Source organism: Pseudomonas sp. CM25 (assembly GCF_013179705.1).
GTDB lineage: Bacteria > Pseudomonadota > Gammaproteobacteria > Pseudomonadales > Pseudomonadaceae > Aquipseudomonas.
Genome location: NZ_JABMCW010000239.1, coordinates 1 through 8,826, shown reverse-complemented (window position 1 = coordinate 8,826; position 8,826 = coordinate 1). Strand labels below are relative to the sequence as shown.

The following is an 8,826-nucleotide window of genomic DNA, read 5'->3' as shown; positions in this document are numbered from 1 at the left end:
GCAATCTCTTTTTGATTTTTCTTCGTATTCGATTCAGTGATGCCCCACTGGAAGAAAATTTCAACCGATGCTAAGTTCTGTATTGTTGTTTCTTTAACACTAGTGCTCACAAGTGTACGAGCTTTAAGCATGCGCTGAAGATAAAGCTGTGTGGTGCTCAGCGTTGCGGGTGAGGATGGAATCGCAATAACATCCAGACTCTGCTTGTTCAGCAGTCTCTCTATTGCACAAGCTTTTGTCGGGATTTCGCCACCATCAGCGATTACTTCCAGTTCCGCCATAATCCGCGAGGCAGCATTGCCATCAAATTGACCAATGCCAAACATGTCGGCTGCCCAAGTCATTCCATCAGTCGACAAATTAAATGTTTTGTCGATGAACTGGCCAAGGTACTCTTCAATTTCGATGATGTTTTTGGCCGCAGGTATTCCGGCTTTTTCCCAAATTTGATCGAATTCTACGTACTTAATCGAGAGTGCGTATCTTCCCATCAGCAAGCCTTCAAACAGCATTGTGCTGTTGATGGATGTTACTACTTCGGAGTGATAAAGGGCTTCTTCCGGTGATACTAGGTAGCAGTATCCTTCGTCCAATGCCACATGATCGGACTCGCCAAGTAGTTTGCGGGTGGCTGGGCCGAGAATATCTTCTTTGTTTGGTGGTAGGCGTACCAGAAGTTGCAGATCTTTAGCTTTGGCAACTGTTGCCAAATCTTGGATTGCCCGCTGTTGTGACTGCTGAGCAATTTTTTTATCCAGCTGTGAATCGAGTGGCTGGGATGCAAAAAGTATGGTCGGCTTATTGGGGTCTAGGCCGTACAGCTTGCAGAACTGTTGGCGCGTTAGTGAAGGTTTGTAGTTTGTGTGGGTGTCAAATTTTGGCGCTCCTACACTGCGGAACAGTTCTGCAGGGTAACCGCGCTCGGTGAAGATTTCTTTCTGTAGTCCGCCCCAGCCTAGTGTTAGATCTGCGGATGGTACGGAGGCTTTAGAGGTGATGTCCCAATAATATTTTTCGCGATCCACGAAAACGGACTCGTGCGGGATGAGGATTCGAGGAATGTTTAATTCTTCGCAAACGCTGGCGATCAGGCGCATTGTTGCGGACCAGTCGAATGTGAATACTACTGCTTTAATTCTTCCGCGAAGAGGAACTAGGCGATTGATTAACATTCTGCGGTAGAGTGCGGGATCTGTGCGAGTGTATCTCAAGACAGATTGACGAATGCCGTTGCCGTCAATGTTCTTTACAAAATCCAGAGGGGCGAAGTTGTATCTTTCGTTGTATTTAATTTTCTCAATCAAAGCATCCCCATGGCCAGCAATCCAAGGAATGTACAGGAACAATGGCTTGGATGAGGAGAGGGCCGCTTTCAATTCGTCGCCAGGGCGAGGATTGAACCACTCGGGCATGCCATTGTCGTCGAGTGCAATTTTAGCTGCGGGCTTTGCAACAGCTTTCGCTACAGGTTTTGCAGCGACTTTGACTGCTGGCTTCGCCACTGCCTTAGCTACTGGCTTCGCCACTGCCTTTTCTACCGGCTTAGCCTCAGCCTTTGCCGCAGGTTTCGGCTTTGCTGGTGCTTTGGGGGCAGGCTTAGCAGGTGCGCTTTTAGCTGTAATTACCTCTACGGACGGAGCGAGGGCCGGCACACCTGGAATCAATCGCATTGCTTCGGACATTGTCGATATAACGGTTTCAATATCTGAAACTGTCCCTTCCTCTGGGTTGAAGTATTTAGGGTAGAGAATGTAAGCAGCAGCGAAAAGTTCCGTTGCATTCAGTTGTCGAGTTCGACGAGAATTCGCTTGGCGATCATCTGTCAAGCCCCATCCTGAATAGAATGGACATCCGATTGTGGTGACCTTTATTCCGCGTAAAATAGCTTCGAAGCCAGCGAGTGATGTCAGAGTATAGACGTGATCTACCCCGTGAAAAGACTGGGGTAAAGAAATGTTCTCCTTGATGATACGGCAGAGGGACTCTACTTGCTGAGGGTCGGAGTGCTGAGGGCGATTGCCTGACAAAACGTCAGGGTGCGGCTTGTAGAAAATTTGTGCCCCTGGGTTTTCTTTGTAGGCTAAACGAACAAGATCATTATTGGTCATCTTAGAATCGCAACCGAGCAAAATGCTGGCATCGTCTTCGACTTGGCCAATTACTAGAATTCGTTTCTTAACTTTCTCTCCATAGAATGCCTCAATGTCACATCGTGGAGAGTTGTTGTATTTACTCACGTCATGCTTGAGCATGAGGATCAGCGCGGTCCGTGCGCGCGCCATAAGAGCAGTATCAGCCTCGAAGTTATAGCTGCTGAGTAGAACCTCAAGGTCGGAAGGCTTGCTCGCATCGAAGTAAGGTGTGCGACTGTCCATTGTCAGCGACATCGGAGGTGACTTTTGGGCGCCCAAACCGACGGAACGGATGAATCCATCTTCTACGTGGAAAATCTTCTTTCCATTCTTTCGTGCGAAATCAAAGATGAAATCGGGCGCTTTGAATCCCCAGACAAAAATTTCCGCGGCGGATTGAGAAGTTATCTTCTTTTTCCACTGCGAATCGAACTCGTGTTTTGAAATGTTTTTATCTATGAAGTAAAGATTACGGTCTGGGAAATACTTGCGAAGATATTGCTTCCAGGTGCTGAAGCCAATTACGAACGTAGGAGTATTAGCGCTACCTTTGCCTGTCAGGCCTTTGAGGAAGGCACCAGGAGAGGTCAGAAGATTGTTGAGTGAGCCCATTGTCAATAATGCCCTGTCTGATTTTAAATGCGGGCAAAGATTTATGTTTTGCCCGCAGTAACGTGTCGATTTTCCCTGTCCTTGGGTCAGAAGGTATTGGCAGTTCTACCCAAAATCAGTGTTTGAACGATCGGCGATATAATCTTTTGCCATTCATATACTGCAGCGTTTGTGACAAAGATAGTATCGTCTGGTTTGATGGCAATTTGGCGCGCGTAAAAGACCGCAGCAGGATCGCGCATATTCAGACGAAGAACGGTTGGCTTGGCTTTTGCTCCGTCACCCATCCGGAATATGAATACACCCTCAGGATTGGCGTTGGCCTCGCGAAGCCCACCGACGCTACCCAGTGCGTCGAGCAGATTGGTATTCTGACTAGGGAGGTCTTTCAGGCCTGGCTCCGCGACCGCACCCATAGCAACAAACCGTTGGCGAGCACGATCAAGCACTACTTCGGAGTTGGGCTTGAGCTGCATGTTGTTACCAGCTAAGACTTCTTCGTAGTTAAATTGTTTGACTTCGCTTCCGTTACGCACGGTTACATTAACTAAGTGGGGTTCCATAACTGGGCCGCCTGCTTGGTTGATTGCATCGAGCAGCGTAAGGGGGCCTTGCAGTGTACTAAATCGACCTGGTGTTTTAACTGCCCCAGCAACCAGCACTGATCCTGAAAGGTCGCCAACAAGCTCGACGTGGGTTTGCACGTCTGTTGTAATCCCTTTTAGTTGGCGGCGAATCAAACTCTCAACTTGATTGAGCGTCATACCTGCCACAAATTGACGGCCGACATAGGGAAGTGAGAGCATGCCCTGAGCGTCAATGCGTGTTGTAAGCTGAGTTCCGCCTGTTGCCAGTGGGGCAAATAAAGCTGCACCTTCGGGCGCGGTGTCCGCAATAAGCACATTGAGCGTGTCGCCAGACATTAAGCGTACTTCAGGCGATACTGGCTTAATAACATTTGCAATGGGAGCTTTAGAAGCTCCGTGCATGTATGGTGCGATTGTATTTGCGTTGATATCTACAAGGTTGTAGGTGTCATTTTTCGCCTCAATGGTACCCTTGTATGGGCCTGCCCCCGAAAGCGTGCCGCCGCAACCGGTCAGGCCAAACGTAATAAAAGCCATGGCGGCAAGCTTCAAGTTAAGCTTCTTGCATACGGCTAGGGAATTAATCACGATGATCCTCGATCGAAGCCAGAATGAATCGGGTAATGCCGTAAAGCATTAGTAGGCCAAGCAGAATAGTAGCGAGGTTATACCAGCGCTCGGGGTATACTGCCAGTTGGGGGGTGTTTGGGCTTACAACAGTTACTAGGGTGCGGATTTTTTTGCTTGTTTCAATTCGTGCGTTATCGAGAGCCGCGACCGCAGTTTTATAGCTGGCTTCAGCGATCCCCGCGTCCAACATAAGCTGTTGGTAGCGAGAGGCAACAACGTTCAGTTGAGAGCCTTTTGGGGATGATACTAAAGTCTGCTTTTCTTTAGATAGCTGTTGAGTAATTGCTTCGACTTTTTGTTTCTGTTGGCGAACTTGAGGTGAGTCCGCGCGAAGCTTGAAAGACATTTCTGTAAGAGTGGCTTGTTCTTTTGTGTACTGACTTTCAAGTTCTGCAATGATGGTGGCGCGGTTCTGGGCAGAGTTGCCTCCGTCCAAGACTTTGTTTACATTTTGGAAGTCAAGAAGTTCTGTTTTGCGCTGTGCGTATGTTTTGCGAGCATTCTCAAGCTCGACTTGAGCAAACTTCATCTGTTCTCGAGCAATCCGATGGCTAACCTCGTTGACAAAATGCTCGCTGGCTTGAAGTATCGTGCGGAGTATTTGCTCGGAAAGCTCGGGGGTAAATGCTTGCACTTCTACGCGCAGCAAGCCTGTGGTTTCATCAAAGTGTGCGACGACCATCCGTTGGTAGTATTTTAATATATCTTCTCTGTCTGCTTTGCTATCAAGCCAGAAAAAAACATCGCTACGCTGTTTGGCGTATTGCTCAATCCAATGGGTGCGCTCTTCCAGTAGCATCATCATCTCGGTGGATGCGATATACTCCCTCAAATACAGTGTTTCTTCGCGGGATACTGGATTTGTCCCAGAAAGCAGTGTGGCAATGCCTGGAACTTGCGCTGCCGAATTGTTTCCGTCCTGGCGTACTACTACTTGAGCAAAGCTTACGTAGCGGTCTACGGCGAAAACGAAATAATAGACTGCCGCTAGTATCATTGGCAGAACAATCATGGCAATCGCTAGTCGCCAGCCTTTGATTTTTCCCATCTTGCTCATGTGTAGTAGGTCCTTGGAGTGTCGCTATGCTTCTGTTTGTTAGTCGAGATCATTGTTTGTAGGCCTTCACACCTTCAGCTACATCTTCGTATACGTCAATTTTGCCGTTGTTGACGTGTAGTACGATATCGCAAAGCTTCTTAATCTCTGCCATCGAGTGGGTGACTAAAACAATATTAGAGGCTTTCAGTTTTTCCTCGAAGACTTCAGCGCACCTGCGCTTAAACTGCGCGTCCCCTACGGCCATCACTTCGTCAATTAAGTAATAATCGAAGTCGAATGCCATGCTAAGACCGAAGGCGACACGGGATCGCATCCCTGAGGAGTATGTTTTGATTGGTTCATCGATCCAGTCACCAATGTCGGCAAACTCCTCGACAAAGCGGACTTTTTCGCGCATTGCCTCGCCGGTGGAGCCATATACACGACACACGAATTTTATGTTTTCTCGCCCTGTCATGCTCCCCTGGAATCCCCCAGTCAAGCCAACGGGCCAAGAAATGCTTCGGTCAGTGACGATGGACCCTGAATCGGGGATGTCCGCGCCACCCAACAGGCGCATCAGCGTTGATTTACCTGCGCCGTTTCGACCGATCAGACCTATGTTCTTGCCTGGCGGAATTGCCAAAGATAAATCGCGAAAGACATAGCGACGCCCTTTCGGTGTTAAATATGATTTGGTAACGTTTCTGAGCTCGAACACGAGACCTTTTTCATCCGTTCTTAGTGGAAATGAGGTGCAGGCGACGGGCGCGATACCCGCCCAGGGAAACGAACAACAAAACTACAGTCCAGTTAATTACATAGGTTGCCGAGATGCCATCAACCGGAATGTAATAAGGTAGAACTTCTGCACGGATCAACTCTGTAATGTGCAAAAAAGGGTTGTAAAGTAGGATGGGCATCATTGCTTGAGGGAGATAGGCAGCAGGTATCAATACGCCTGAAATAAAATAGAGCGGGAAGAAGGCGAGGCGAATGACGGTTTTAATACCTGGGAGCGCATGTGTAATAAGCGCCAGAGACATGCCTAAGCCGAATGCGAAAAGCAAGCCGAGAGCCAGTACGGCAACCCACTGCAGTGGATTGGTCACTGACATGTCGAAGCCAAACCAAGCAAAAAGGAAGACTAATATTGCGTAAACGGTTACGCTGATACAGGTTTCGACTATTACTCTAGCTAAGTAGGTATCGAGAGGCTTAATTTGTTTGTAGCCAAACAGCGAGCGGTTTTCGCGTAAGCTATCCATTAGCTTAAGTGCTGTATTTCGATACAACAGAAAGGGTGCCATCCCTATAAGGACGAAGACAGGATACTCTACGTCAGCTAGGGTGCGACCGCGAAGCTGAGTGTAGAGGAGGGTGAATACTAAGAGGTGGCCAATAGGCTCTAGTAACGTCCAGACTGCTCCCATTCGACGACTGCCGAATCGAGCGCGAGCCTCTCGCAGTACTAAGGCAAAAATGACCGATTTCTGGATCTGCAGAGAGGAACGAGGTTTCAAGATGGCGACCGCAAAGCAATGCAGCGCGCCTAGGCACGCCGGAATTCATCTTCAGGAAAGGCTCACCGTGAGGCGATTTGAGACGGATCTTCCGGACACTTCCCTGTTCTAAGGGGCGGAAGGGTAAGCGTGAGAGGGCATAAGCGTCAAGCGAGGCGCAGCAAATGCGGCCCAAAGATCGAACTCAAGGGGCCGCTTCGAGACAAGTGGCAGTGGAGAGGGGGGGTGGCTTATTGATATCATATTGAGCAAGGTATGCGGCCAGATTCCTTTATTGGACATGGGTCATGACATGTGTTCGTAGCGCGCGGATGAAGGTGGATGGGTTCACATTGCGCCGCTCAAAACCCTAGCTTTCGTCGGTAGTATCGGGTCAGAGGGTCTGACAGCAAAAGGCGATCCCTATCACCAGATTTTTCACCAAAACTTTGGCCGTGTACGTAAGGCGGCCGTTTGAATATAGAGCGTCGCCTTCATTCCCGCACCCCTTGCTCTGTACGCGAAGGAGGGTCAGGTTCTCTGCTTCAAAATCGTGAAGCCAAAAGCGCAGGGGAGGGCTGACAGGGGTTGCAAAACCATGCGCTTCTCAGCAAAACCTGCAAAATTATGGCACTCTGCCAAGCCTCGCTAGCCTTCTGGCTCGACTTGTACCCGTACCGGGCCATCTGCCCAGCACGCCAGCCCGACCGTGAAACGATGAACACCCATAACTTCAAGAAGTTGTTTATGCCGGATATCTCAGTAGGCACCGCCAGCCTGATCCACGCTATAGCCTCTGCCACTGCCGTCATCGCCGCATTGATCGCCGCCAGCGCGATGATCATCGCCCACATGACCTCGGACGTAAAAACCCAGCACTCCGAAACCACCATCTCCCAAGCCTCCCAGGAGATCACGGTGGTCAATGAGTCGGCCGTCCAGGCGCAGTTGGAAATCCAGCAACTGACAGAACAGAACGACGCGCTCAAGGCCGAACTGGAGCGCGAGAAAGCCGAGCGGTTGAAGCTTGAGGCCAGCCTCAAGCCCAGAAAGCTCACACCGCTGGCCCTTGACGCATTCAAGGCACTGGCGGGTGAGTTGACCGCTAAAACGCTGAAGCCAGTGGTGCTGCTCAATATCCTCAAGGATGACAAAGAGGCCGTTCAGTTTGCCAAGGAAATTGCGGTGGCTTTGACCAAGGCAGGCGTACAGGTGCAGATCAAACAGCTGCCCCAGCAAAAGCACAGTACCGGCACTCAGGTGGTTGTGTATGCCGGTGCGGGCAGTGATGAGCTTGAGCAGGCATTCAAGGCGGCGGATTTTGCTTCTGACATCAAACGGTCGGGGCAGAGTCCGCGGGTGAAAGTGGATGACGGGGAGCCGATTGCCATATCGGCGTTTATCAGTGTTTATCCTCGAACTGTGATTTGAGGGGGGCTGATAGGGGAATGCCAGTCAGTTAAATAGTTGGGGCCGCTTTGCGGCCCATCGCCGGCAAGCCAGGCTCCCACAAGTACGGTGCATGGCTTGGCGGCGAAGTGCTGCGCAGCAGCCCCATTAGCCACCCAGGCGCGGGTTTGCCCACATGGGGCTGCTGGCCAGTTTTTACTGGCCATGTGGAGTTGTCGGTGCGGACGCATTCGCGGGTAAACCCGCTCCCACACAGGCTTGCGTTTCGCGGCAAGCGGGGCAGCGCCCTGCCGGGCTTGGGGTAGCGCCTTTCAGTGGCGCTTGTTCTTCGCAATTTCGATGTCGTTCATCAGGGCCTTGGCGATGGCCAGCAGATAGTCGGCTGCGCCCAGCATTTTGTGGTCATCTTCCATGTCGCCTTCGTGCACCAGGTGCTTGCAGTAGCCCAGCAGGACCGAGACGTGTTCATAGGCATCGTCGACGGGGACGCCGGGTTGCACGCGGAGCAGGTCCAGGGTGGGGTTGCCGGCTTCGAGAAAGGTTTCGATGCCTGCGGTGAGGATGGGGGAGTGGTCGATGTTTTTCATGGTGAAATTCCAGTGCGTTGACAGAACCCACCGCCTCGGTCTTTCTCACGGACAAAGGTGGCAGCCATTGCGCGGGGTGAGAAACCGGTGCACTGAAAAACCGGCCAAGCCGAAGCCTGCCCGCGAATGGCTGCCATTGAACAGTAGAGCAGCAGTGCACAACAGGTTCTCACACCCGGTCACCATTACGGAGACCCGGTGAAGTTATCCCTGGGGCATTTCCCCGACAATTCAGCTGCTTCTGACTGGTGCGTAGGATAGTTCGCTAGCTCACCCAACCTGAAGAGGTGGGGCAAGGTTTCAGGAAAGTCTGACGCGCTGGCTATG

The 8,826-nt window shown here is 50.8% G+C and carries 6 protein-coding genes and 1 pseudogene; 1 reads left to right on the top strand and 6 read right to left on the bottom strand.

From position 1 onward, the window contains the following. The 5 genes and pseudogenes from HP546_RS21300 to HP546_RS21280 all read right to left on the bottom strand — a co-directional run. Nucleotides 1–2,744, bottom strand: a pseudogene (locus HP546_RS21300) (hypothetical protein); the annotation flags it as partial. Nucleotides 2,745–2,830: 86 nt separating this feature from the next. After that, nucleotides 2,831–3,868 carry a polysaccharide biosynthesis/export family protein gene (locus HP546_RS21295; RefSeq protein ID WP_172229157.1) on the bottom strand — a complete coding sequence of 346 codons (1,038 nt, stop codon included), beginning with the start codon at nt 3,866–3,868 and terminating at the stop codon, nt 2,831–2,833. A 43-nt stretch (nt 3,869–3,911) separates the two neighbouring features. After that, nucleotides 3,912–5,018, bottom strand: coding sequence for an ABC transporter permease (locus HP546_RS21290; protein ID WP_172229151.1), 1,107 nt, complete (start codon nt 5,016–5,018; stop codon nt 3,912–3,914). Nucleotides 5,019–5,067: 49 nt separating this feature from the next. After that, a complete protein-coding gene (locus tag HP546_RS21285; protein WP_172229149.1) occupies nt 5,068–5,721 on the bottom strand; it encodes an ABC transporter ATP-binding protein in 654 nt (217 codons plus the stop codon). Nucleotides 5,722–5,731: 10 nt separating this feature from the next. Further along, nucleotides 5,732–6,433: an ABC transporter permease gene (locus HP546_RS21280; RefSeq protein WP_256678513.1), complete on the bottom strand. Its 702-nt coding sequence runs from the start codon at nt 6,431–6,433 to the stop codon at nt 5,732–5,734. Between the two features lie 696 nt (nt 6,434–7,129). Between HP546_RS21280 and HP546_RS21275 the strand changes: the two genes are divergently transcribed. Beyond that, a complete protein-coding gene (locus tag HP546_RS21275; RefSeq protein ID WP_172229155.1) occupies nt 7,130–7,933 on the top strand; it encodes a hypothetical protein in 804 nt (267 codons plus the stop codon). Nucleotides 7,934–8,223: 290 nt separating this feature from the next. Here HP546_RS21275 and HP546_RS21270 read toward each other — a convergent pair whose 3' ends face one another. After that, a complete protein-coding gene (locus HP546_RS21270; RefSeq protein WP_172229145.1) occupies nt 8,224–8,499 on the bottom strand; it encodes a DUF3077 domain-containing protein in 276 nt (91 codons plus the stop codon). Nucleotides 8,500–8,826: the final 327 nt, after the last annotated feature.

Coding starts and splice junctions, on each gene's coding strand:
- HP546_RS21295 (WP_172229157.1), bottom strand. CDS start 3,868: ATGGCTTTTATTACGTTTGGCCTGACCGGTTGCGGCGGCACGCTTTCG.
- HP546_RS21280 (WP_256678513.1), bottom strand. CDS start 6,433: ATGGGAGCAGTCTGGACGTTACTAGAGCCTATTGGCCACCTCTTAGTA.
- HP546_RS21275 (WP_172229155.1), top strand. CDS start 7,130: ATGGCACTCTGCCAAGCCTCGCTAGCCTTCTGGCTCGACTTGTACCCG.
- HP546_RS21290 (WP_172229151.1), bottom strand. CDS start 5,018: ATGAGCAAGATGGGAAAAATCAAAGGCTGGCGACTAGCGATTGCCATG.
- HP546_RS21270 (WP_172229145.1), bottom strand. CDS start 8,499: ATGAAAAACATCGACCACTCCCCCATCCTCACCGCAGGCATCGAAACC.